We start from the raw sequence: 23892 nt of genomic DNA, 5'->3' as shown, positions 1-23892 counted from the left end.
TTCGGAGCACAGCAGCAGAAGCGCCCGCCGCCCCGGAGGACGACGGGCGCTCGGCACGCGCCGCTACACGAGGGAGCGGAGCACGTACTGCAGGATTCCGCCGTTGCGGTAGTAGTCCGCCTCACCGGGAGTGTCGATTCGGAGGACCGCGTCGAACTCGATGGTGGGCTTGCCGCTCGTCGACGTGGCCGTGACGTGGAGTGTCTTCGGGGTGCGGCCCTCGTTCAGCTCCTCGACACCGGCGATGTCGATGACCTCGGTGCCGTCGAGGCCGAGGGATGCCCACGACTCCCCCGCCGGGAACTGGAGGGGCAGCACGCCCATGCCGATCAGGTTGGAACGGTGGATGCGCTCGAAGCTCTCGGTGATGACCGCCTTCACGCCCAGCAGGGACGTGCCCTTGGCCGCCCAGTCGCGCGACGAGCCGGAGCCGTACTCCTTGCCGCCGAGGATCACGAGCGGCGTGCCCTGCGCTGCGTAGTTCTGTGCCGCGTCGTATATGAACGACTGCGGCGCATCCGGCAGCGTGAAGTCCCGGGTGTAGCCGCCCTCCACGTTGTCGAGGAGCTGGTTGCGCAGGCGGATGTTCGCGAACGTGCCGCGGATCATGACCTCGTGGTTGCCGCGGCGCGAGCCGTAGGAGTTGAAGTCGTTGCGCTCGATGCCGTGCTCGATCAGGTACTTGCCCGCGGGGCTGTCGGCCTTGATGGATCCGGCCGGGCTGATGTGGTCGGTTGTCACAGAGTCGCCCAGCTTGGCCAGCACACGGGCGCCCGTGATCGACGAGACCGGGGTGGTCTCGATGGTCATGCCGTCGAAGTACGGGGGCTTGCGCACGTAGGTCGAGTTGGCATCCCACTCGAACACCTCGGAGTCGGGGGTCGGGAGCGAGCGCCAGCGCTCGTCGCCGTCGAAGACCTCGCCGTACTCCTTGGTGAACATCGCGGTGTCGATCGACGAGTCGATAGTGCGCTGCACCTCCGCCGAGTCGGGCCAGATGTCCTTGAGGTAGACCTCGTTGCCGTCGCTGCCGGTGCCGAGCGAGTCCTTCTCGAAGTCGAAGTTCATCGACCCGGCGAGGGCGTACGCGATGACGAGGGGCGGCGACGCGAGGTAGTTCATCTTCACATCGGGGCTGATGCGGCCCTCGAAGTTGCGGTTGCCCGAGAGCACGGCCGTGACGGCGAGGTCGTTCTCGTTGATCGCGGCCGTGACCTCGTCGATGAGCGGGCCCGTGTTGCCGATGCAGACCGTGCAGCCGTAGCCGACCGTGTAGAAGCCGAGAGCCTCGAGATCCTCGGTGAGGCCCGCCTTCGCGTAGTAGTCGGTGACGACCTTCGAGCCGGGAGCCAGCGTCGTCTTGACCCACGGCTTCGAGGTGAGGCCCTTCTTGACCGCGTTGCGGGCGAGGAGCCCGGCGGCGAGCATGACCGAGGGGTTGGAGGTGTTCGTGCACGAGGTGATCGCCGCGACCGCGACCGCGCCGTGATCGAGGGTGTACTTCGTGCCGTCCTGCAGGGTGACGTTCGTCGGCTTCGACACCGAGGCCGGCGCGTGCGACACATGGCTGTGCGAGAGCTCGTGGGCGGTGTCCTCATCCTGCGGTGTGAACCCGATGGGGTCGGATGCCGGGAAGCTGCCCTCGACTGCCGCGTCGACCTTCGACAGGTCCTGCTGCGCGTAGTCGTTGAGGTCGAGCTCGAACTGGGTCTTGGCCCTACTGAGCTCGACGCGGTCCTGCGGGCGCTTCGGACCGGCGATCGACGGGACTACCGTGGCGAGGTCGAGCTCGAGGTACTCGCTGAAGACCGGCTCGGCCGCGGGGTCGTGCCACAGCTTCTGCAGCTTGGAGTAGGCCTCGACAAGGGCGACCTGCTCGTCGCTGCGGCCGGTGAGGCGCAGGTAGTCGAGGGTCACGTCGTCGATGGGGAACATGGCCGCGGTCGAGCCGAACTCGGGGCTCATGTTGCCGATGGTGGCGCGGTTGGCGAGCGGCACCTGGCCGACGCCCTCCCCGTAGAACTCGACGAACTTGCCGACGACGCCGTGCTTGCGCAGCATCTGCGTGATGGTCAGCACGACGTCCGTCGCGGTCACGCCGGTCGGGATCGACCCGTTGAGCTTGAAGCCCACGACCTTCGGGATGAGCATGGAGACGGGCTGGCCGAGCATCGCCGCCTCGGCCTCGATGCCGCCGACGCCCCAGCCGAGCACGCCCAGGCCGTTGACCATGGTCGTGTGCGAGTCGGTGCCGACGCACGTGTCAGGGTAGGCGCGCAGGGCGCCGTCGACGGTGCGGGTGTAGGTCACCCGGGCCAGGTACTCGATGTTGACCTGGTGCACGATGCCGGTGCCCGGGGGCACCACCTTGAAGTCGTCGAAGGCCGTCTGGCCCCAGCGGAGGAACTGGTAGCGCTCGCCGTTGCGCTCGTACTCGATCTCGACGTTGCGCTCGAGGGCGTTCTCGGTGCCGAAGAGGTCGGCGATCACGGAGTGGTCGATGACCAGCTCGGCGGGCGCGAGGGGGTTGATCTTGGTGGGGTCGCCGCCGAGGGCGCTCATGGCCTCGCGCATGGTGGCGAGGTCGACGATGCAGGGCACGCCGGTGAAGTCCTGCATGACGACACGGGCGGGGGTGAACTGGATCTCGGTGTCGGGCTCGGCCGTCGGAACCCAGGAGCCGAGGGCCTGGATCTGCTCCTTGGTGACGTTCGCGCCGTCCTCGGTGCGCAGCAGGTTCTCGAGCAGCACCTTGAGGCTGAACGGCAGCTTCTCGTACCCCGGGACCTTGTCCACACGGAACACCTCGTAGTCGGTGGAGCCGACCGTGAGGGTGTCTTTCGACCCGAAGCTGTTCACTGCTGACATGTCGTCTCCCTTGCTGACCTACTTCAATACTCCCGGCCCACCGGCGATGCGGCTAGCAAGGCAAGCCTAAGACTGCCGCGCCGAAAAGTATCTTGATATCAAGATACTTTAGCATCACAGCCGGTCGTAGATCAGACCGCGCCGCCGCGCGCTCCGATAGAACAACTCCACAGCGGCGGCTCCGAGGATGCCCGCGGCAACGCCCACGAGCAGCGGGGGCTCGAGCCGCAGCGGCATGGCGAAGAACTCCCGCCCGATGGGCACCGTGATCGCGAACAGGAAGACCGCGACCATGGCCGCCAGCAGCAGTGCCCGCCACCGGTCGAGCGGCCGCGTGAGCACGCACAGGATCCAGAACGCGGTGATCCACAGCCCCACGGTGGTGATAGCCCGCGCCTGGTCCTGGTCGACGAGCCCGCGCAGGACGGCGTTGCCCGCGATCGTCGTCGCCGCCGCTATCAGTCCCGTGGGAACGGCGTAGCGCAGGAGCCTGCCGAGGATTCCCGGGTGGTAGATCCGGCGGTTGGGCGCGAGCGCGAGGAAGAACGACGGAATGCCGATGGTGAGCGTCGACACGAGCGTGAGCTGCCGGGGCAGGAACGGGAACTGCCACAGCAGCACCGCGAACACCACGGCGAACACGATGCCGTAGACCGTCTTGGCGAGGAACAGGTTCGCCACCCGCTCCACGTTCGCGATCACCTGGCGCCCGTAGGCCAGCACGTTCGGCAGCCGCGAGAACTCGTTGTCGAGCAGGACGAGCCGGGCGACCGCCTTCGAGGCGCTCGTCCCCGATCCCATCGCGATCCCGAGGTCCGCGTCCTTGATCGCCATGGCGTCGTTGACCCCGTCGCCGGTCATCGCGACGGTGTGCCCGTCCTCCTGCAGCACGCGCACCATCGCGCGCTTCTGGTCCGGCGAGACGCGGCCGAAGATGCTGTGCTGGGCGAGCGCCGCGCGCAGTTCCCCGTCCCCGCGCAGGGTCGACGCGTCGATCGAGGTCTCCCCCACGCCGAGCCCCGCGGCGAGGGCGGCAACCGTCGCCGGGTTGTCGCCCGAGATGACGACGCAGCGCACGCCCTGCTCGGCGAAGTAGTTGAGCGTCGCCGCGGCATCCGGGCGGATCGTCTCGCCGAACAGCAGCACGGCGACGGGCGTGACGCCCTCCAGTTCGAGGTCGTCGGGGCCGGGCAGCCTGTCGACGCGGGCGAGGGCGAGCGTGCGGTGGCCGAGAGCCGCGTGGTCCGCGGCGAGGGCAGCGGCATCCGGATGCCCCGCCAGCACGCGCTCGGGGGCGCCGAGCACCCACGTGGTCATCACGCCGCCGCTGTGGCACTCGAGCGCGCTGTACGCGCGCCTGCTCGCGAACGGGAGCCGCTCGCCCGCCACCGCGCCCGTCTCGGGGAACGGCTCGGCGAGCGAGAGCGCTGTCGCGTTGGCCTCGTCGACCCGGGCGAAGAGCGACAGCGCGGCCTCGGCGTGCGGGTCGGAGGAGAGCGATTCCGCCCGCAGGAATCCGACGGCTCCGCTCGTCAGGGTGCCGGTCTTGTCCAGGCACAGGACGTCGACACGGGCGAGGATCTCGACGGCGGCGAGCTCCTGGATGAGCACCCGCTGGCGCGCGAGGCGGATCGCGGCGACACCGAACGCCAGGCTGATCAGCAGCACGAGGCCCTCGGGGATCATTCCGACCACGCTCGCGACGATGCCGATGAGGGTCTCGCGCCAGCGGCCGTCGACGAAGGCCTGCACGTCGAACCGACCCGCCACGAACTGGCTGCCGATCACCACCAGGACGATGGGCCCGAGCAGCCAGGAGATGTAGACGAGGATTCGGTTGGTCGCGGTCCGCAGTTCCGACCGCGCGAGCGAGTGGCGGCGGATCTCGGCGGTGAGCCTGTTGGCGTAGGAGTGCGCGCCCACCGCGGTCACGACGGCGTGGCCGGTCCCGCTGGCGACGAGCGCGCCCGACAGCACGGCGTCGCCCTCTCCCTTCGGGATCGGCTCCGACTCCCCCGTGAGCAGGGACTCGTTGACCGTGAGGTCGGCAGCATCCAGAACCGTGCCGTCGGCGACCACCTGGTCGCCCGAGCGCAGCACCACGGTGTCGCCCAGGACGATGTCGGCGGGATGCAGCAGCACGACCTCCCCGTCACGCAGCACGGCCACGACCGGCGAGGCGAGCAGCGCGAGGCGGTCGAGCGCCACCTTCGCCCGCACCTCCTGCACGATCCCGATGAGGGAGTTGGCGATGACGATCGCGTAGAACAGCCCGTCGCGAAGGTCGCCGAAGATCGCGATCGCCAGGAAGCAGGCGGTCAGGATCGCGTTGAAGAGGGTGAATACGTTGTCCCTGACGATGTGCCAGAGGGGGCGGGAGGTCGTGCGCTTGGTCGCGTTGGTCTCACCGCGGGCGACGCGGTCGGCTACCTCAGCTGCGGTCAGGCCGCGCATAGACCGTCCGTACGAGCAGCCACGTGACCCAGAGCATTCCCGCGTAGAGCGGGACGCCCAGGATGAGCTTGAGGGTTGCGAGCGCGGCGGCGTTGCCGGCGAAGTAGAGCGGGAGCTCGACGCCGAGGCGCAGGGCGAACAGGCCGCACCACAGGACAGTGGCGATGAGGGCGACGCGGAACTTCGCCCGGTCCTCGCGCCAGCTCGAGCCCTCGCTGCGGATGAGCGACACGATCACGCCGATGAGGGGCCACCGGACCGCGAGGCTCACGAGCAGGGCGAGGAGGAACGCGCCGTTGATGAAGAAGCCCAGGACGAAGTTGTCCTCGGCACGCCCGGTGATGAGGGCGAGGCCCGCCGAGAGCGCCAGTCCGATGACGCCCGCGAGAGCAGAGGTCCACGGCGTGCGGGTGATCGCCCGCACGATCACGAACACCACGGCGAGGACGACCGGGATAGCGACGGAGAGGAAGAGGTCCTTCGTAATGGTGTAGATCACGAGGAACGCGAGGCCGGGCAGGATCGACTCGACAAGGCCGCGCACCCCGCCCATCGCCGTGAGCAGAGCGCCGGCGCTCGGCGCCTCGCCCGGTTCGACCGCGCCGAAGCCGGACTTCTTGGCGGCGGCCGCGAGGCTCTCGCCGAGCGGCTTCAGGTTCGGGTCGTCGCCCGCCGACTCGCTCATGCCTCGTCCGTCGCCGGTCCGGTCGCGGGCATGTGCAGCGGGATGAGGTCTCTCGGCGGCATCGGCGTCGTTCCGCGCACCACCACGATGGAGCGGAAGAGGTCCTCGACCTTGGCCGCGGCATCCGGATTCGTCGCGCCCTCGCCCGCGATCACGCCGCGGAGGAACCAGCGCGGGCCGTCGACGCCGATGAAGCGCGCAAGGCGGCTTCCGCCGGGCTGCCCGGCGGCCACCGGGATCTCGGCGAGCACCTCGGGCCCGAAGTTGCCGACGACCACCTGGGTGGTGCCGCCCTGCTTCTGGATCTGCTCGATGATCTGCTGGCGGATCTCGTGCCACAGGCCGCTGTTCCGCGGCGCCGCGAAGGGCTGTACCTGAAGGGTCGAGCCCGCGTAGTCCAGGCCGACCGCGACGACGCGCTTGCTGCCCTCCTCGACCTCGAGGCGCAGCTGCAGCTCCGGCCGCGGCAGGATCTTCACCCCGCCGAGGTCGACGTACGGGCGGACGGCGTTCGCCTCGCTCTCATCGAGAGGACCGGCGGTCGAGCGGTCGGACGGAGCCGACTTGGGCTGCTCGGTGACGGCGCCCTCGAGCTCCCTCGGTTCGGTATCGCTCACGGAGTGGCTCCTTCTCGTACAGGGCCTGCGCCCTTGGCGACGCCGGTCGAGCCGAAGCCCGCCTCGCCGCGATGACTGCCCGGCAGTGTCTCCACCGGGATGAACCTCGCCCGCGACACGGGCATGACGATGAGCTGGGCTATGCGGTCCCCCACCTCGATGGGGAAGGGATGCCCGGCATCGGTGTTGAGCAGTGTGATGCGGATCTCGCCGCGGTAGCCGGCATCCACCGTCCCCGGGCTGTTCACGATAGTGATGCCGTGCTTCGCCGCAAGGCCCGACCGGGGCACCACGAACGCGGCAAACCCGTCGGGCAGCGCGATGGAGACGCCGGTGCCCACGGTGGCGCGCGCGCCGGGCCCGATCACGAGTGATTCCGCGGAGTGCAGGTCGGCACCGGCGTCTCCGGGGTGCGCGTAGACCGGCACCTCACCGGAGGCGATGAGTACCTCGACGTTCTCGACCACGTGACGAGGGTAGTGCAGAACGCTGTACTCGCCGTGAACATGCGGCAGAGCAGTGTCTAATAGAGAGCGTGATCCACTACCGCGAACGACTCTGGCCGGCCCCGTGGCTGTTCATCAGCACCGCCCTCGTCATCCCGGCGAGCCTGCTGGTGTTCCTGCCGATCAACACCACGGTCGGCATCGTGGTGGCGATAGTGCTGTACCTGGGATGTGTCGGGCTCCTGCTGCTCGGATCCCCCGTGGTCGAGGTCACCGATACCGAGTTCGCCGCGGGCAAGGCGCGGCTGCCACTCGCCCTGCTGGGCGAGGTTGACGAGTTCAGCGGGGACGAGGCCCGCATGGAGCGCGGCCAACGACTGGATGCACGGGCCTACCTGCTCATTCGAGGCTGGGTCGACCCCGTAGTGAAAGTGGGCGTCGACGATGACGCCGACCCCACCCCCTACTGGCTCGTGTCGACGAGGAAGCCGTCGTCACTCGCCGCGGCTCTCGAGGCCTCTAGGCAGCGCACTCCAGGCAGATAGGCCCGAGCTTGGTCTCGTGGTCGATCTGCGAGCGGTGCTTCACCAGGAAGCAGTTAACACACGTGAACTCGTCGGCCTGAGGCGGGAGCACAACCACGTCCAGGTCGAGATCGGAGAGATCTGCGCCTGCGAGCTCGAAGCTCCCCGGGTTGTCTGCGTCGTCGTTGTCGATCGAGCCCGACGTCTTGTCCGGAACGCGCTCCTTCAGTGCCTCGATCGACTCGGAGTCGTCGTCGGTCTTACGGGGTGCGTCGTAGTCGGTTGCCATGCCCATCCACTTCTGTAAGCGTTTCTATTGTCCGTAACGATGCGTTTGTTCGAGAACGGCGGGGACAGTGTGCATGAATCCATTCGGAATAGCAAACCACTGATCGCCAGTCGCTTCCGCGCATCCCGTGCAACTTACGGCACGCCCGTTCTATTCCCTTGATATGGCGGCGCCCCGTGTCATCCTTGACCGGAATCGTGACGGCTGGAGGGCTTTCAGCATGCAGGACCTGCGAGTAATCGGAGTGGAGAACGGGGCGCTCCTCGTCGCCGCTGACGACGGGACGCGGTTCCGCATCCCCATCGACGAGGTGCTTCAGTCGAAGCTTCGCCAGAGCGTGCCCGACGCCGGCACGGGGCCCAAGCTGTCGCCCAAGGAGATCCAGGCGCACATCCGGTCCGGGATGTCCGCACAGGACGTCGCGTCGATCACCGGTGCCCCGCTCGAGTACATCCAGCGGTTCGAGGGGCCCGTCATCGCCGAGCGCGAGTTCGTCGTCACCTCGGCTCTCGACGTGCCGGTCCGGACCGCGGGAGACACCGACCCCATGAACCAGCCGCGCACGTTCGGCACGGCCATCCGCGAGAGGCTGCACGAGCTCGGCGCGATCAACGAGCGCTGGGCGAGCTGGAAGGAGGCCACCGGATGGGTGGTCAAGCTCGCCTTCACCGCGAACCAGATCGACCACGACGCGCGCTGGCAGTTCGATCCGAAGAAGCAGGTACTCTCGCCGCTCAACAACCAGGCGATCACGCTCTCCCAGCAGGGCGAGGCCGCCGGGTCGCTGATGCCGCGCCTGCGCGCGGTCACCGAGCCCGACCCCGACTCGAGCCGCTTCGACAGCGGGGCCTTCGCGCTCAGCGAGTCGCAGCAGCTCACTCCGGAGCCCGTGAGCATCACCCGCCCGCGGTCCGAGGAGCGCGAGGCTAACCACGGCAACCAGACGGCCGACCTGCTCGAGGCCCTCCGCCGCCGCCGCGGTGAGCGCGAGGCCGCCACCTTCGACGACTACGGTGACAGCGACGCGCGCGCAGCGCACCCGTCGACCGGCGCCATCCGAATCGTGGACGTTCCCATCGAGAGTGCCGGCGACGACGAGAAGGAGCCGCGGCAGACCTCCCCGCAGCCGCGCGTGGGCTCCAAGAAGGGCCGCACGGCGATGCCGAGCTGGGACGAGATCGTCTTCGGCGCACGGCCGGACGACGACCTGGCGTAGGGCTAGCGGCCGAACGCGCCGAAGCGCAGAAGAGGCACCCGCAGCTCGGCCGCCGACCAGGAGCCGTGCTGGCCGACCATCCCGCGGCCGTGCGGGTTCACCTGCCGCCCGTCGTAGTAGGCGATGTTCTTGCGCGCGGCGACGAGCACGTCCCCGATGCGCGGCAGGACCTCGGGGCTCACCTCGCCGAACCATCCGGCCTCGACCGCCTCGGCGCGCGTCACGACCCACGCCCGCTGGCCCTCGGCCTCGCGCCAGCGCTCAGCGAGGGCGTCGACGTCCGTGCCCGGCTCGGCGTGCAGTTGGAGGCAGCGCGGCTCCCCCGCGATGAAGCGGACGCCGTCGAGCAGCGGCCCCTCCACGAGGACGTGCGCGTGCTGCGGGATGTCGAGAAGGCCGTGGTCGGCCGTGATGAGGAGGCCGTCTCGGCGGCCGAGCGCCGCGGTCAGGGTGCCGGCGGCCGCGTCGAGTGTCTCGAGAGCGCGGAGCCACTCCGCCGAGTCGCCCCCGTGGGCGTGGGCCGCCTGGTCGAGCTCGGGCACGTAGAGGTACACGAGGTGGCGACCGGGCTTCTTCAGCTCGTCGAGGGCGCGCGACATCCGGTCGGCCATCGACGCCGCGGGCAGGTAGCGGGCGCCGCGGAGCACGGCGTGGGTGAAGCCGGTGTCGAGGTAGCGCTCGGGCCCGATAGCGATGGCGTCGATGCCCTGCTCTGCCGCCGTCTCGAACAGGGTCGGCACGCGCTGCCAGGTGAGGGGGTCCAGCTTGCCGTCCCAGCCCGAGAGCTGGTTGACCACGCGGTCGTTCGCGGGGTCGAGGACGGTGTAGCCCACGAGCCCGTGCTGGCCGGGCGCAACGCCCGTGGTCAGCGAGGCGAGAGCAGCGGCGGTCGTCGTGGGAAAGCCCGACTCAATGGCCCACTTGCCCGTCAGGGCCGAGGAGAGGGTGCGCGCGTGACCCGAGCGCGCCTTGAGCACGTCCGCGCCGAGGCCGTCGACGAGCAGCACTACCGCGTTGTCGACGGGCGGGAGCGCGAGCCGATTCGGCTCGCCCAGAATCGACTCGAGACAACTTCTCAGTACATCGGCAAGGCTCAGCGCGTCGGATTTCAGCGCCGGTAGCATGGGGGCAATCTTATGGCTACTCCTCCCGACACCACCCCTCCCGGTGAGCGCATCGAAGACGTCGATGTCTCCGCCGAGATGCAGGGCTCCTTCCTTGAATACGCCTACTCGGTCATCTACTCGCGCGCCCTTCCGGACGCCCGTGACGGCCTCAAGCCGGTCCAGCGGCGCATCCTGTACCAGATGTCGGAGATGGGCCTGCGGCCCGACCGCGGCCATGTGAAGTCGTCCCGAGTGGTCGGCGAGGTCATGGGAAAGCTGCACCCCCACGGCGACGCCTCCATCTACGACGCGATGGTGCGCCTCACACAGGACTTCGTGCTGCGCGTGCCCCTGATCGACGGCCACGGCAACTTCGGCTCCCTCGACGACGGGCCCGCCGCTCCCCGCTACACCGAGGCGCGACTCCACGCGACCGCCCTCGCCCTCACCGAGAACCTCGATGAGGACGTCGTCAACTTCGTGCCCAACTACGACAACCAGTTCACGCAGCCGGAGGTGCTCTCCGCGGCATTCCCGAACCTGCTGGTGAACGGGGCATCCGGAATCGCCGTGGGCATGGCGACGAACATGGCGCCGCACAACCTCATCGAGGTGGTCGCGGCGGCCCGCTACCTGCTCGAGAACCCGGATGCCTCGCTCGAGGACCTCATGGCCTTCGTGCCCGGTCCCGACCTCCCCACCGGCGGCACGATCGTCGGCCTCGACGGCATCAAGGACGCCTACGCGACGGGCCGCGGCGCGTTCAAGACCCGCGCCCGCGTCTCCGTGGAGTCGATCACCGCCCGCAAGACCGGACTCGTCGTCACGGAGTTGCCCTTCCTGGTCGGCACCGAGCGCGTGATCGAGAAGATCAAGGACGGCGTCAATGCCAAGAAGATCAGCGGCATCTCCGATGTCACCGACCTCACGGACCGCAAGCACGGCATGCGCCTGGTCATCGGCATCAAGACGGGCTTCAGCCCGGACGCCGTGCTCGAGCAGCTCTACCGGCTGACGCCCCTCGAAGACAGCTTCTCCATCAACAATGTCGCGCTCGTCAACGGCGGCCCGCAGACCCTCGGCCTCAAGGAGCTGCTGCGCGTCTACCTCGACCACCGGCTCGAGGTGGTCCGGCGGCGGAGCGAGTTCCGGCTGGCACGGCGGCGCGAGCGCCTGCACCTCGTCGAGGGGCTGCTCATCGCGATCCTCGACATCGACGAGGTCATCCAGGTCATCCGGCAGAGCGACGACAGCGAGCAGGCCCGCGCGCGGCTCATCGACGTGTTCGACCTGAGCGACCTGCAGGCCGAGTACATCCTCGAGCTGCGGCTGCGACGGCTCACCAAGTTCAGCCGCATCGAGCTCGAGGCGGAGGCCGACAAGCTGCGCGCCGAGATCGAGTACCTCGAGGGGCTGCTGTCCGACCCCGCCCGGATCGCCCAGCTCGTCTCCGACGAGCTCGAGGAGGTCGCCGAGAAGTTCGGCACGCCGCGCCGCACACTCCTCACCGAGGCCCGTGGTGCTCCTGTGTCGGCCGCAGCCGCGCGCAAATCCACCCCCGTGCTCGAGATCGCCGATGCCCCGTGCGAGGTGCTCCTGTCGACCACCGGCCGCGCGATCCGCGTGGACGTGACCGACGACCCCGCCGCCGGGCCCGCGCGCCGCCGGTCCAAGCACGACGCCATCCGGTCTCGCATCACCACCACGAGCCGCACCGAGATCGGCGCCGTGACGAACCTCGGCCGCCTCATCCGGTTCACCGCCGTCGACCTGCCGAGCGTGCCCGCGAACTCGATCCAGCTCGCGGCCGGTGCCAAGATCACGGAGTATCTCGCCATCGGCGGAAAGGAACGGGTGCTCGGGTTCGTCAAGCTCGACGGCGACCCGATCGCTCTCGGCACCCGCCAGGGCGTCGTCAAGCGAGTCGCGACCGGCGGGTGGCCGGGCAAGCCGGACTTCGACATCATCTCCCTCAAGCCCGGCGACGAAATTGCAGGAGTTTCGCAGGGAAGCGATGCCGAAGAGCTCGTGTTCGTGACATCCGACGCGCAGCTCCTGCATTTTGGGGCGAGCGCGGTGCGGCCCCAGGGTGCGAGCGCGGGCGGCATGGCGGGCATCAACCTGTCGGCGAAAGCCACCGTCACGTTCTTCGGATCGATCGACCCCGGCGAGGAGAACGTCGTTGTGACGGTCTCCACCTCGACCACGACGATCGCCGGCGCTGACCCCGGCCGCGCGAAGGTCTCGGCCATCTCCGAGTTCCCCGGCAAGGGCCGGGCGACCGGCGGCGTACGGGCGCACACCTTCCTCAAGGGCGAGGACGTGCTCGGCCTCGCGTGGGTGGGCCGCTCCCCCGCGCTGGCCGTCGGCACGGACGGCGCTGTGCGCGCCCTGCCCGAGCCCGGTGCGAAGCGGGATGCCTCGGGCACGCCCCTCGACGGAGTCGTCGGCTCCATCGGCGAGTCCGTCTAGCCCCGCCACCTCCAAAAACGCAGGAGATTCTCTCTCTGCAGCGCGTTTCCGGTCGCTTTGTCGCGCCGAAACGCAGAATCTCCTGCGTTTTCGGTGCGGGGTCAGACGTGCGGGACGAACTGCTGCCACGCGAGGCGGCGGTCGCCCCGCGGGTCGTGCTCGATCCGGTCCGCGCGGTCGATGATGAGCGTGCGGCGCTTGCGCTGGGTGTACTTCGGCCAGCGCTCGCTCACGGTGCCGTCCCGCGCGAAGTTCAGCCACTCCGCCTGCATCCGCGACCCGGCTCGTTTGAACGCGGCACGGCCGCCGAGCATCCCGAGACCGCGCCCGAAGAGGCCGTCCATGCGGTCGAACAGGGCGAACAGCTCGAGGCCGTGAGTGGCGTCGTGGCCGGTGAGGCGGAGCAGCCGCGGCGCGATGTCGAATCGGTAGAAGTGCACGGTGGCGAACCGCGAATGGCGCTCGGCGACCTTCACCGACGGGTACCAGAACGCGAGGTCCCCGCCGAAGTCGGCAGCGGGCCGGCGCGCCGGAAGTCCGGGGTAGAGCGCCTTGAGCGCCTTGCGCGACCGCTTTCGGGTGTTCGCGAAGATGGCCCGGATGCGCGGGGGCGTCGTTGCGAGAATGTCGAGCCGCCCGCGGAACAGTGAGCCTTCGCGGTCGTTCGTCCCGATGATGAGCGGCACGCGTGCGGCCCGCCCGGCCTTGAACGCGTCGAGGGGCCGCTCCGGGAGGAATTCGCCGTCGATCACCGGCGCGAGCACTACCGTGCCGGGCGCGCGGTCGGGGGTGAGGAGCTGCATCCGGGTCGTCGCCCGCACCAGGTCGTCGGTCTCGGCCTGCGCGAGCAGGGCACCCGCGTCCTCGAGCGAGGTGCTCTCGGTGCTCGAATTGTCGACGGCCTCGCTCAGCAGCTCCACGTAGTCCCGGGCCCACGCCCCGGTCACGGCGGGCGGGTAGATCGCATTGGCGGGCGAGCTCTGCGCGATCGCCCGGGCGAACAGCCCGTGCGCGGCGGGCACCGCCATCAGCGTGGTCACCGCGTTCCCACCGGCGGACTCGCCGAACAGCGTCACGTTGCCCGGGTCCCCGCCGAACACGGCGATGTTCTCCTGCACCCATTCGAGGGCGGCGACCTGGTCGCGCAGGCCGAGATTGCTCTCGAACCGCCGCGCCCGGGTGGAGAACTGCGAGAAGTCGAGGTAGCCGAGCGCGCCCAGCCTGTAGTTGAAGTTGACGAAGACCACCGGGCCCTGGCGCACGAGCCCCTCGCCCTGCTTGCGGATCTCCCGCGACGACCCGACGCTGTACGCGCCGCCGTGCACGAAGACCATGACCGGCAGCTGCCCCTCCGGGGCAGAGGCGGGCGCGATCACGTTGAGAGTGAGGCAGTCCTCCGACATCGGGACGCTGGTGGGCGGACCCGCGAACTGGCCGTTGCGGTCCTGCGGCGCGACCGGCCCGAACTCGGCCGCCGAGCGAACACCCGCCCAGGGAACGACCGGCCGTGGCGCGCGGAACCGCAGGTCGCCCACCGGCGGTGCTGCGTACGGGATGCCGCGCCACATGCGGAGCCCGCGGCGCACCGCTCCCTGCAGCTCGCCGCCGGAGACGGTGACGCGGAGGGTGGACACGGCCGCAGTCTAGGCAGCGGAGGTGAACAGCTAGACGTGCGGGATGAACGCGTCCCAGGCGAGACGGCGAGACCGCCGTGGGTCGAGCTCGATGCGGTCGTCGGCGTCGATGATGAGCGTGGCGCGGTGGGCCGCGGAGTACTGGTCCCAGTCCTCCCCCACGGACCCGTCGCGTGCGAACGCGAGCCAGCGCCCGCGCATCCTCTTCGCTGCTTGCTTGAACGCCACCCGGCCGCCGAGCGCGCCGGCAGCCCGGGCGATCGGGTTGTCGAGCAGGTCGAACACCGCGAACAGTTCGATGCCGTGGGTAGCGTCAAGCCCGGCCAGTTTGAGCGCGCGAGTGGCGATGTCGAAGCGGTAGAAGTGCACGGGCGCCGTGAGGGCGTGACCCTCGGCGTAGCGGATCGACGGGTACCAGAAGGAGTAGTCCCCGCCGAACTCGGCGGCGGATCGTCGTGGCGGGAGGGCGCGGTACTCCTCGAACAGGCGCGCCCGAGCCTGCCGCTCAGTCTTCGCGAACACAGCGCGGATACGCGGCTTGGTGGTCGCCAGCAGGTCCAGCCTTCCGCGGAAGAGCGTGCCCTCGCGCGAGTTCGTCCCGATGATCAGCGGCACGGGGTGGGTGCGCCCCGCGGCCGCGGCATCGACGGGCCGTTCGGGCAGGACGTCCCCGTCGATCACGGGCGAGAAGGCGATGGTGCCGGGAACGGCGTCCGGGGTGCGCTGCCGCATGATGGACGCTGCTCGCACGAGAAGGGTGGGCGCCGTGCCGAGGAGGAGCTCCGGGGCCGGAGTCGTGGCGTCGCGGGTCACCTCGCGCAGGATCGCGACGTAGTCCGCACCCCACTCGCGCGTGAGCGAGCTCGGGTATACGGCCTCCGGGGGCGCGCTCTCGGCGATCGCGCGGGCGAAGAGGCCCCTCGCCGAGGGAACCGCGAGAAGGGTGGTCACCGCATTCCCGCCCGCGGACTCGCCGAAGACCGTGACGTTGTCCGGGTCCCCGCCGAACCGGGCGATGTTCTCGCGCACCCAGGCCAGCGCTGCGACCTGGTCGCGCAGGCCGAGGTTGGCCTCGAGCGGGCGCTCCGGCGTGGAGAACCCCGTGAAGTCGAGATAGCCGAGGGCGCCGAGCCGGTAGTTGAAGTTCACGAAGACGACTTCGCCCTCGCGCACCAGGGCCTCGCCGAGGTGCGGGATCTCGCGCGACGACCCCGTCGTGTACGCGCCGCCGTGGATGAAGACCATCACCGGCCGAGCGGCGCCGGGCTCGCGCGGCGCGATCACGTTCAGGGTGAGGCAGTCCTCGGACATCGGGACCCGCGCAAGACCGGCGACCTGATGGGAGACGGGACCGAAGGCCGAGGCATCCCGAACGCCGTCCCAGGGCTGCACCGGCTGCGGCGCCCGCAGACGCAGGTCGCCGGTGGGCGGGGCGGCATAGGGAATCGCACGCCAGTGGTGCAGGCCGTCGAGCTCGATGCCGCGGATGCTCCCGCCGGTGACGTCGACCTCGAGACCGGTGTCAAGGGTGATACTCACCTGTTAAGGCTACGACCGCGCACTGAGCGCAGCCTTGGCGCTCGCTGAGAGCGGATCAGACGTCGATGCGGTCGCGATCGAGGCCCTCGCCCGCGATGATGAACTCCTTGCGCGGCGCGACGTCGTTGCCCATGAGCAGTTCGAACACCCGGGATGCCTCCTCCGCGGCCTCGGCCGTCACCGCGGTCACGCGGCGGAGGGTGCGGTAGCGGCGGTCCATCGTGGTCTCCGAGAGCTGGTCGGCATCCATCTCGCCGAGGCCCTTGTAGCGCTGGATGGGGTCCTGGTACTTCTTGCCCGATCGGCGCAGGCCGGCGAGGACGCCCTCGAGTTCCTTCTCGGAGTACGTGTAGAGCGTCTCGTTGGGCTTCGAGCCGGGGTTCATGACCACGACGCGATGCAGCGGGGGCACGGCGGCGTAGATGCGGCCCTCGTCGATCATCGGCCGCATGTACCGGAAGAACAGGGTGAGCAGGAGCGTCCGGATGTGGGCGCCGTCGACATCCGCGTCGCTCATGATGATGACCTTGCCGTAGCGCGCGGACTCGAGGTCGAACGTGCGCCCGGACCCGGCACCGATCACCTGGATGATCGACGCGCACTCGGCGTTGGAGAGCATGTCGCTCACCGAGGCCTTCTGCACGTTGAGGATCTTGCCCCGGATCGGCAGGAGCGCCTGGTACTCGCTGTCGCGCGCAAGCTTCGCGGTGCCGAGTGCGGAGTCGCCCTCGACGATGAAGAGCTCGCTGTTGGCGACGTCGTTCGAGCGGCAGTCGACGAGCTTCGCCGGAAGCGACGAGCTCTCGAGCGCGTTCTTGCGGCGCTGGGTCTCCTTGTGCGCGCGGGCGGAGATGCGCGACTTCATCTCGGAGACGATCTTGTCGAGAACGAGGGCGGACTGCGCCTTGTCGTCGCGCTTGGACGAGGCGAACTTGTCGGCCATCGCCTTCGAGATGACTTGGGACACGATGTTGCGCACAGCCGGCGTGCCGAGGATCTCCTTCGTCTGGCCCTCGAACTGCGGCTCGGGCAGGCGAACCGTGAGCACCGCGGTGAGGCCGGCGAGGATGTCGTCCTTCTCGAGCTTGTCGTTGCCGAGCTTCAGCCGGCGCGAGTTCTTCTCGGCCTCCGCGCGCAGGAACTTGAGCATGCCCTGCTCGAAGCCGGCCTGGTGGGTGCCGCCCTTGGGAGTGGAGATGATGTTGACGAAGCTCTTGAACACCGTGTCGTAGCCGGTTCCCCAGCGCAGGGCGATGTCGACCTCGCAGTCCCGCTGGAGCTCGGTCGGGATCATGTGGCCGTTGTCCTGCAGCACGGGCACGGTCTCGGTGAAGGTGCCGCTGCCGGTCATCCGCCAGGTGTCGGTGAGCGGGGCGTCGGCGGCCAGATGGTCGACGAACTCGGCGATACCGCCCTCGAAGTGGAAGGTCTCGTGGGTCGGCTCGGCGGGGCGCTCGTCGGTGATGTCGAGCCTGAGGTTTGGCACGAGGAACGCCGTCTGGCGCACGCGGTCGAGGAGCTCGTCCGTCTGGAAGGAGGCGCCCTTGGTGAAGATCTGGCGATCCGCCCAGTACCGGATCCGGGTGCCCGTCACGTTCTTCGCCACCTTGCCCACGGCGCGCAGCTCGCTGTTCGCGACGAACGGGGTGAAGGGCGCATCCGGTGTCGGCTCTCCCCCGCGGTCGTCGAAGGTTCCGGGCTCACCCCGGTGGAACGACATCGCCCACGTCTTGCCGTCGCGGTCGACCTCGACGTCGAGGCGCTCGGAGAGGGCGTTCACCACGGAGGCCCCGACGCCGTGGAGACCGCCGGAGGCCGCGTACGACCCCGACCCGAACTTGCCGCCGGCGTGGAGCTTGGTGAAGACTACCTCGACGCCCGAGAGGCCGGTCTTCGGCTCGATATCGACCGGGATGCCGCGCGCGCGGTCGCGCACCGTGACGCTCTCGTCCTTGTGGAGGACGACACTGATCTCGTTGCCGTGCCCGCCGAGGGCCTCGTCCACGGAGTTGTCGATGATCTCCCACAGGCAGTGCATGAGCCCGCGGGAGTCGGTGGAGCCGATGTACATGCCCGGGCGCTTGCGGACCGCCTCGAGGCCTTCGAGCACGGAGAGGTGCCGGGCTGAGTAGTCGGCGCTGGACATGGGTTCTCCTTGGGTCGGGCGTGGAACGGTTCAACACTACGGTCCCCGAAGCCACTGACCCCGGACTGACACGGGCCTCGGATTGGGCTGTACGCGTTCAGCGAAATACCCGGCAATTGACGCCCCGTGCGGCACCGACGTGCTTGTATTGAGGCACGGAAGTTTTCGCCCCACCAGCCCGAATGGAGCCGCACATGTCTCAGATCGCCACCGAGGACAGCTCCGTCGACGAGCTGGACTACACACTCTCGGCGCTCGACCGCTGCGACAGCTGCGGTGCGCAGGCGTACATCCGCGTTACGCTCAAGACCGGCGAGCTCCTCTTCTGCGCCCACCACGGCAACGAGTTCAAGGAGAAGCTGTTCCCGACCGCGCTGAACTGGCACGACGAGTCGGCCCGCCTGCTCGAGGACCGCACGGTCTAGCAGCGACGATAGATTTGAGGGCCCGGAGTAGTCTCCGGGCCCTCCTTCTTGTCTAACGGAGCATCGTGAAGCGCATCAGGCACTACCTCTCCCGACTGGTCACGCTCGACGTGAAGAACATGGGGGCGGTCGCGAAGGCCGTTGCCGCGGAGAGCCGGCGGCCCCGCATCCTGATCCTCATCGACATGGCCTGGTGCTCGCTCGTCTACCAGGCGGGCTACCTCGACTACCAGGAGTTCGAGTTCTGGTCGCTCACGGCGAGTGAGCGCCGCACCTGGATCACCAGCGGCAACGCGAACTCGATAGTCGTCAAGTACAACCAGCGCGACTACCGCGAGCAGTTCTGGGACAAGCCGAAGTTCAACGCGCGCTTCCGCGAGTGGCTCGGGCGGGAGTGGCTCGACGTCCGAGAGACCACCGCCGCCGATCTCGAGCGGTTCGCGAAGCGCAACCGCGTGATCATGGCCAAGCGGATCGACGGGATGAGCGGGGCCGGCATCGAGAAGCACCGCGCCGAGGACATCGCCGACTTCGAGGCCTTCCGCGAAGCGCTGCTCGCGAACAAGCAGTACCTCGTCGAGACGTTCCTGACGCAGCATCCCGTAATGGCATCGCTCTCGCCGACGAGCGTGAACTCGCTGCGCATGATCACGTTCTTCGACGGCACCGACGTGCACATCATGGAGGCCGTCCTCCGAATGGGCAACGGCGCCGACGTGGACAACTACGGCCGCGGCGGCATGTACACGGTGATCGATGAGAATACCGGCATCGCGCACTACGGCGCCTTCGACAAGTACGCGAACACCTTCACGTCGCACCCGATCTCCGGCACGCCGATCGTGGGCTTCCAGGTGCCGCTGTACGACAAGGTGCTGGAGACGCTCGACACGGTGTCGCGGATCGTCCCCCAGATCCCCTACGTGGGCTGGGACGTAGCGATCGGCGAGAACGGCCCCGTCATCATCGAGGGCAACTACAACACCGGCGTCTTCCAGATGAAGCCGAGCCTGACCGGCAACAAGATCGGGCTGCTGCCGAAGTTCCGCGAGGTCATCGACTTCTAGCCAGCACGTCGGCCAGTGCGCCGAGCAGGCGCCCCGCGCTCTCCGCCGTGACCTCGACGAACATCGCCGGACCCTCGCCGACGTACACCCACGTCTCGCGCTCGCCGTCGACACGGGAGAGGGCAACTTCGAACTCGACGGCCTCCGCGCTCCGCCGCACGCCGCCTGACCCGAAAGCCGTTCGCCGCACGACCACGGGCACGGCCTCAGCGAGGCTGCGGTGCACCCGGTCATCCGGATGATCGTGCTCGGCGTGCCCGCCGGCGCACCATCCCGGGCACGGGTCAGCCTGCCAGCTGGGTCTCGTGTCGTTCACCGTGGACACCCTCCTCAGGTCGCGGCACGACCCCTTAAATGCATCACGCGCCACCGACACTCAGGGTCGTAGCGAAGTAGCTAGTATGAGCACGCGGATATTCCCATACATAGATTGCACCGTACCCGCTCGGCGTCTTTCAGGCTGGGGTTGTGCACACAGGCAAAGGCGACAGCGTCAGCATGGCCGACTTCTCGCGGGCGATGGGAGTCGCCCTCCAGCGGCTGCGGCTCGAGCGCGGACTGAGCCAGGAGCGACTCGCCCACATGGCGGGCATCGCGGCGTACACGTACCAGAAGTTCGAGAAGGGCGAGTCGAAGCCCGGCACGCCAATGAACCCGCGGCTCTTCACCCTCCTCGCCCTCGCCGAGGTGCTGGAGGTCAAGCTCGAGGACATCGTCCCGGCCGAGTGGCCGGACCTCACCGAGGGGCGCTAAGCCTTCCGGATGATCCCCATCGGGGTGGACTGGCGGTCCTGGCCGAGCGGGTTGTCCTTGAGCACGCGAACCATCAGGTCGCTCAGCGCCCGGGTCGAGGTGGACCCGAGGATGTTCCCGCCGAAGTCGTTGATGTCGACGACGAGCACGTCGATCTCGCGGCCCAGCGCCGCTTTGATGTCGGCGGCGACGCCGTCGGGCCGGGCGGGGCCGAGCACCACCTGCGAGTCGTAGGGCGGGATCGTGTTCTTGGTCGGTCCGTCGATAGCGCGTGCCTTGGGGCCGGCGATCCGGTAGAAGTCGCCGCGGCGCCCGAGCGCCTTCGTCACTGCGGCCACGGCGGCGGCGAACAGGATGCGCGGGGTGCCGCACTCGCGCAGCGCCATCTCCATCGTCTCGGGGATGCCGAGCCCGATGCCGTGCGAGGTCTTGGTCACGTACTTCGAGAGTGTGACAGCCAGCTTGCGCGGCTGGATCTCCTCGAGCGGAAATGCACGGCCCTGGGTGATGCCCACGATCTTCTCGGTCACGAACAGGACGTCGCCGTCCTGCACGAGCGAGCCCGCGTACTTCTGCACGACATCGAGCAGGACGTCGTCCCGCATCACCACGTGGGTCTTGATCGGTATGCGCTGGTACCGCACCCCGTCCACGACGACCTCGAGGTTCTTTCCTTCGTTAGCCTCGGCCATGTCCTCGGCGGCCTACTCGAGGTAGTCGCGCAGCGACTGCGAGCGCGACGGGTGGCGCAGCTTGGCCATGGTCTTCGACTCGATCTGGCGGATCCGCTCGCGCGTCACACCGAACGTGTCACCGATCTGGTCGAGGGTCTTCGGCATTCCGTCGCCGAGGCCGAAGCGCATCCGGATGACACCGGCCTCGCGCTCGCTGAGCGAGTCGAGCAGCGACTCCAGCTGCTTCTGCAGCATGGTGAAGCCCACGGCGTCGGCGGGCACGACGGCCTCGGTGTCCTCGATGAGGTCGCCGAACTCGCTGTCGCCGTCCTCGCCGAGGGGGGTGTGCAGGGAGATCGGCTCGCGGCCGTACTTCTGCACCTCGATGACCTTCTCGGGCGTCATGTCGAGCTCGCGGCTCAGCTCCTCGGGCGTGGGCTCGCGGCCCAGGTCCTGCAGCATCTGGCGCTGCACGCGGGCGAGCTTGTTGATGACCTCGACCATGTGCACCGGGATGCGGATGGTGCGGGCCTGGTCGGCCATCGCGCGGGTGATCGCCTGGCGGATCCACCACGTCGCATAGGTCGAGAACTTGAAGCCCTTCGTGTAGTCGAACTTCTCGACAGCACGGATGAGGCCCAGGTTGCCCTCCTGGATGAGGTCGAGGAACTGCATTCCGCGGCCGGTGTAGCGCTTGGCGAGCGACACGACGAGGCGCAGGTTCGCTCCGAGCAGGTGGCTCTTCGCCCGCTGCCCGTCCTTCGCGACCCAGGTGAGCTCGCGGCCGAGGGCCGAGCGCAGCTCGGCGGGCGACATGTGCGAGAGCTTGTCCTCCGCGAACAGGCCGGCCTCGATGCGCATCGCGAGCTCGACCTCCTCTGCGGCGTTGAGAAGCGCGACCTTGCCGATCTGCTTCAGGTAGTCCTTGACCGGGTCGGCGGTGGCGCCGGTGATGGCGGACGAGTAGACGGGGACCTCGTCCTCGTCGTCGACCAGTGACAGCACGAGGGCGCCGGTGGGCAGCTCCTCGTCCTTGCCGGTCGACTTCTCGTCATCGTCATCGTCGTCGGATGCGTCGTCCTTGGCCTCGTCGGCATCGGCGTCGGCCTCCACCTCGACCACGGCGACGACCGCCTCGATCTCCTCCTCGTCGATCTCCTCGATCTCCGCGGGCTCCTCGACGTCGTCAGAGTCGTCGTCGAGGTCTGCCGACTTCGGCTTGCGGCCGGCCGGCGACTTCGCGGCGGTCTTGGCCGCGGCCTTGGCGGGCGCCTTGGCCTTGGCCGTGGTCTCGTCGACCTCGGGAGCCTCGTCCTTCACGCCGGCGGCCTTCGTCTTCGTTGACGCAGCCTTGGCGGTCGCGGCCTTTGCAGGCGCTGTCTTCGTGGCCGCAGGGGCGGCCGTAGTCCGGGTTGCCATTCGAACACCTTCCAGGAGTTTTTGGGCAGTTTGCTCGCGCTGCCGACGATTTCGGGGCAGCACTAAGACCCTTGTCAAGTCCCGTGCGCGCGCATTGATGAGCGATGCGGCGAGCAACGGAAGAAGACCGGGTCTCGTACCCAATTATTGCACGTCTTGGGCGCAGCACTTGACAGAGGGTCCCTCCGGCGTGATAAAACCCGTTCGCGCGGAGCGATCAGGCCCGTCGGTGCCGCAAGTACCTCACTAGTGCAACCCACAAGGGCCCCACTTCTATGCCCTCCTCCTCGTGCAGGAGGCTTCTCGTGCGCCGGCGTGCGATCAGGAGGAACACCACTCCGATCCCGACCACCAGGTACTGCACGAGGAACGCCAAGCGGAACGACGACAGCGAGTACAGGTCTGCCGGGATGCCGCTGCCCCCGTGCGCCCGGTCGACCAGGTCGAGCACCACTCCGATGAGGAACATCATCACGAACGTCGCGAGGAACCCGCCGACGTTGACGATCCCGTTCGCCGATCCGAGCGACCGGAGCGGGTTGAAGGTCCGCGCGAAGTCGAAGCCGATCAGCGAGCCCGGGCCCCCGACGGCGATGACGAGCAGCAGCACGACGAGGAGCCACAGCGGCGGCTGGCCGGGCCAGAGCAGGAGAGCAGTCCAGACGATCGCCATCGCGATCACGATGCCGAGTACGAGGTTGCTGCGCCGCAGCGGGAACCGCGCGCACAGGACGCCGAGCACGGGGCCGCTCACGAGCACGCTCGCCACCGTGACGGTGAGCAGTGTCGCGGCCCCCTCAGGCCCGTAGCCGAGGCCGACGGAGAGGAAGGGGAACCCCCACAGCAGGGCGAACGTCGTCAGCGAGGACTGCGACACGAAGTGCGACCAGAACCCGAGCTGGGTGCCGGGCCGCGCGAGGGCGACCCGGAGATGGTGGGCCGACTGCGCCCACGTCTGGCGCTCGCGCACCTCCAGCTTGTTTCCGGGACCGCTCGAGACGACCGTGAGGAGGACGACGACCACGATCGCCGAGAGCGAGGCGGCGAGCAGGTAGGTGGGCGTCCAGCCCCAGCTGTGCAGAGCGAGGCCCAGCGGGAAGAGCGCGACGATCTGGCCGAACTGGCCGAGCGAGCCGAACAGCTGGGAGACGAACGTGAGCCGGCGCCCGTCGAACCATGACGCCAGCAGCCGGATGCCCGAGATGAAGGTCATCGCGTCGCCGGCGCCCACGAGGATCCGCCCGAGGATGGCAACCCCGATGCTCTCGGAGAAGGCGAGCGTGGTCTGTCCGACGAGCATGAGCGCGGCACCCGTCACCAGCAGGAACCTCGGTCCTACCCGGTCGACCATCACCCCCACCGGTATCTGCAGCGCCGCGTACACGACGAGCTGCACTACCGCGAGGGTGGAGAGGGCCGTGGCCGCGATGTCGAACCGCTGGGTTGCCTCCACAGCCGCGACCCCCAGCGAGCTGCGCTGCAGGATGGCGACCATGTAGGTGAGCACGGCGGCGCCGTAGACCACCCAGGCGCGCCGCGAATTCATCGGGGCAAGCCT

General features: G+C 68.8%; 20 protein-coding genes. 6 read left to right on the top strand and 14 right to left on the bottom strand.

Going from position 1 to position 23892, the window contains the following annotated elements:
• Positions 1-63 precede the first annotated feature (63 nt).
• The 5 genes from AC1RTC_RS03125 to dut all read right to left on the bottom strand — a co-directional run bounded on the left by AC1RTC_RS03125 (position 64) and on the right by dut (position 7091).
• The gene (locus tag AC1RTC_RS03125) at positions 64-2868 is read right to left on the bottom strand and encodes an aconitate hydratase (RefSeq protein ID WP_493153995.1); all 2805 of its coding nucleotides are present in this window, start codon (positions 2866-2868) and stop codon (positions 64-66) included.
• A 114-nt stretch (positions 2869-2982) separates the two neighbouring features.
• The gene (locus AC1RTC_RS03120) at positions 2983-5322 is read right to left on the bottom strand and encodes an HAD-IC family P-type ATPase (protein WP_493153994.1); all 2340 of its coding nucleotides are present in this window, start codon (positions 5320-5322) and stop codon (positions 2983-2985) included.
• On the bottom strand, positions 5300-6007 hold the full coding sequence (locus tag AC1RTC_RS03115; protein WP_493153993.1) for a DUF3159 domain-containing protein: 708 nt from the start codon (positions 6005-6007) through the stop codon (positions 5300-5302). The genes AC1RTC_RS03120 and AC1RTC_RS03115 overlap by 23 nt, the downstream gene beginning before the upstream one ends.
• Positions 6004-6624: a DUF3710 domain-containing protein gene (locus AC1RTC_RS03110; protein WP_493153992.1), complete on the bottom strand. Its 621-nt coding sequence runs from the start codon at positions 6622-6624 to the stop codon at positions 6004-6006. The genes AC1RTC_RS03115 and AC1RTC_RS03110 overlap by 4 nt, the downstream gene beginning before the upstream one ends.
• A complete protein-coding gene (dut, locus tag AC1RTC_RS03105) occupies positions 6621-7091 on the bottom strand; it encodes a dUTP diphosphatase (protein ID WP_493153991.1) in 471 nt (156 codons plus the stop codon). Before dut ends, AC1RTC_RS03110 begins: the two co-directional genes overlap by 4 nt.
• Before the next feature lie 68 nt (positions 7092-7159).
• On the opposite strand from dut, the gene AC1RTC_RS03100 reads away from it, so the two are divergent.
• Positions 7160-7615: a DUF3093 domain-containing protein gene (locus AC1RTC_RS03100; protein WP_493153990.1), complete on the top strand. Its 456-nt coding sequence runs from the start codon at positions 7160-7162 to the stop codon at positions 7613-7615.
• Here AC1RTC_RS03100 and AC1RTC_RS03095 read toward each other — a convergent pair.
• Positions 7590-7883, bottom strand: a complete 294-nt coding sequence (locus tag AC1RTC_RS03095) for a DUF4193 domain-containing protein (protein ID WP_493153989.1) — start codon at positions 7881-7883, stop codon at positions 7590-7592. The genes AC1RTC_RS03100 and AC1RTC_RS03095 overlap by 26 nt on opposite strands.
• 220 nt (positions 7884-8103) lie before the next feature.
• Between AC1RTC_RS03095 and sepH the strand changes: the two genes are divergently transcribed.
• Positions 8104-9099, top strand: coding sequence for a septation protein SepH (gene sepH, locus AC1RTC_RS03090; protein ID WP_493153988.1), 996 nt, complete (start codon positions 8104-8106; stop codon positions 9097-9099).
• 2 nt (positions 9100-9101) lie between these two features.
• Here the strand turns inward: sepH and AC1RTC_RS03085 are convergent, their stop codons facing one another.
• On the bottom strand, positions 9102-10223 hold the full coding sequence (locus AC1RTC_RS03085) for an alkaline phosphatase family protein (RefSeq protein ID WP_493153987.1): 1122 nt from the start codon (positions 10221-10223) through the stop codon (positions 9102-9104).
• A 12-nt stretch (positions 10224-10235) separates the two neighbouring features.
• Here AC1RTC_RS03085 and AC1RTC_RS03080 point away from each other — a divergent pair, with 12 nt between their 5' ends.
• Positions 10236-12677 (top strand): DNA gyrase/topoisomerase IV subunit A, encoded by a 2442-nt coding sequence (locus AC1RTC_RS03080; RefSeq protein ID WP_493153986.1) that lies wholly within the window; start codon positions 10236-10238, stop codon positions 12675-12677.
• Positions 12678-12778: 101 nt separating this feature from the next.
• On the opposite strand, the gene AC1RTC_RS03075 is transcribed toward AC1RTC_RS03080, so the two are convergent.
• The 3 genes from AC1RTC_RS03075 to AC1RTC_RS03065 are packed head-to-tail and all read right to left on the bottom strand — an operon-like array spanning position 12779 to position 17996.
• Complete coding sequence (locus tag AC1RTC_RS03075) at positions 12779-14311, bottom strand: carboxylesterase/lipase family protein (RefSeq protein ID WP_493153985.1); 1533 nt, start codon at positions 14309-14311, stop codon at positions 12779-12781.
• Between the two features lie 30 nt (positions 14312-14341).
• Positions 14342-15850: a carboxylesterase/lipase family protein gene (locus AC1RTC_RS03070; protein WP_493153984.1), complete on the bottom strand. Its 1509-nt coding sequence runs from the start codon at positions 15848-15850 to the stop codon at positions 14342-14344.
• Between the two features lie 55 nt (positions 15851-15905).
• Positions 15906-17996: a DNA gyrase/topoisomerase IV subunit B gene (locus AC1RTC_RS03065; RefSeq protein ID WP_493153983.1), complete on the bottom strand. Its 2091-nt coding sequence runs from the start codon at positions 17994-17996 to the stop codon at positions 15906-15908.
• Positions 17997-18190: 194 nt separating this feature from the next.
• On the opposite strand from AC1RTC_RS03065, the gene AC1RTC_RS03060 reads away from it, so the two are divergent.
• On the top strand, positions 18191-18421 hold the full coding sequence (locus AC1RTC_RS03060) for a DUF7455 domain-containing protein (RefSeq protein WP_493153982.1): 231 nt from the start codon (positions 18191-18193) through the stop codon (positions 18419-18421).
• 65 nt (positions 18422-18486) lie between these two features.
• Complete coding sequence (locus AC1RTC_RS03055) at positions 18487-19488, top strand: sugar-transfer associated ATP-grasp domain-containing protein (RefSeq protein ID WP_493153981.1); 1002 nt, start codon at positions 18487-18489, stop codon at positions 19486-19488.
• Here AC1RTC_RS03055 and AC1RTC_RS03050 read toward each other — a convergent pair.
• Entirely contained in the window at positions 19475-19804 is a 330-nt protein-coding gene (locus tag AC1RTC_RS03050; RefSeq protein WP_493153980.1) for a DUF6907 domain-containing protein, read from the bottom strand. The two genes, AC1RTC_RS03055 and AC1RTC_RS03050, sit on opposite strands and share 14 nt — an antisense overlap.
• A gap of 152 nt (positions 19805-19956) precedes the next feature.
• On the opposite strand from AC1RTC_RS03050, the gene AC1RTC_RS03045 reads away from it, so the two are divergent.
• A complete protein-coding gene (locus AC1RTC_RS03045; RefSeq protein WP_493153979.1) occupies positions 19957-20241 on the top strand; it encodes a helix-turn-helix domain-containing protein in 285 nt (94 codons plus the stop codon).
• Here AC1RTC_RS03045 and AC1RTC_RS03040 read toward each other — a convergent pair.
• The 3 genes from AC1RTC_RS03040 to AC1RTC_RS03030 form a co-directional block, all read right to left on the bottom strand.
• Positions 20238-20933 carry a coenzyme F420-0:L-glutamate ligase gene (locus AC1RTC_RS03040; RefSeq protein WP_493153978.1) on the bottom strand — a complete coding sequence of 232 codons (696 nt, stop codon included), beginning with the start codon at positions 20931-20933 and terminating at the stop codon, positions 20238-20240. The two genes, AC1RTC_RS03045 and AC1RTC_RS03040, sit on opposite strands and share 4 nt — an antisense overlap.
• A gap of 12 nt (positions 20934-20945) precedes the next feature.
• Positions 20946-22334 carry an RNA polymerase sigma factor gene (locus tag AC1RTC_RS03035; RefSeq protein WP_493153977.1) on the bottom strand — a complete coding sequence of 463 codons (1389 nt, stop codon included), beginning with the start codon at positions 22332-22334 and terminating at the stop codon, positions 20946-20948.
• Positions 22335-22551: 217 nt separating this feature from the next.
• On the bottom strand, positions 22552-23880 hold the full coding sequence (locus tag AC1RTC_RS03030) for an MFS transporter (protein ID WP_493153976.1): 1329 nt from the start codon (positions 23878-23880) through the stop codon (positions 22552-22554).
• Positions 23881-23892: the final 12 nt, after the last annotated feature.

Source organism: Rhodoglobus sp. GW821-FHT12B09 (assembly GCF_058809925.1).
Note: the sequence above shows the minus strand (reverse complement) of the source record. Positions and strands in the feature narration are given on the sequence as shown.